The following is a 732-nucleotide window of genomic DNA, read 5'->3' on the forward strand; positions in this document are numbered from 1 at the left end:
TTAGATAACCTCTGGCTAAGCCTGAACCCGAAACACATAATTCTCCAACTACACCTATGGGCTGTAGATTCTCATTTGAATCTAAAATGTAAACCTGAGTATTAGAAATAGGACTACCTATTGGTACATTCATTAAACCCGTAACAATATGTGGTACAGACCAGTAAGTAACATCAATAGCTGCCTCTGTAGGACCATATAAGTTGTCTATCCGAAGATTCGGGAATTTATTACGAAATCCCTTTATTAATGTTAAACCTAAAGTTTCTCCACTGCATAACACTCGTTCTAAAGAATTACAATCTCCTTTTTCCAAGATAGATAAAAATACACCTAACATAGAAGGCACAAAGTGAACCGTAGTTATACATTGATTTTCAATCAATTCTTTTAAATAAACTGGATTCTTTTCTCCTCCTGAATTAGCTAAAACTAATCTGGAACCAAAGAGTAATGGCCATAATAATTCCCAAACTGAAACATCAAAACAAAACGTTGTTTTCTGAAGAACTACATCTTTATCTGATTTTAGATTATAACACTCCTGAGTCCATAATAATCGATTGAACAAACCGGAATGTTGATTCATCACTCCCTTAGGCTTACCCGTACTACCAGAAGTATAAATCACATAAGCTAAGCCCGTTGGAGAAGCCAATCTTTCTAATGCTATTTCTGATTCCTTAGCTATCAATCCCCAATCATTGTCCAACAGGATAATCTCAAGTCCTG

At 35.4% G+C, this 732-nt stretch carries 1 protein-coding gene; it reads right to left on the minus strand.

Annotated elements, in window-relative coordinates:
• Positions 1–732: AMP-binding protein (locus F0000_RS27515; RefSeq protein ID WP_149627886.1), on the minus strand; the 732-nt coding region annotated here is incomplete at both ends.

It is taken from the genome of Aquimarina sp. RZ0 (genome assembly GCF_008370685.1).
Lineage (GTDB): Bacteria > Bacteroidota > Bacteroidia > Flavobacteriales > Flavobacteriaceae > Aquimarina.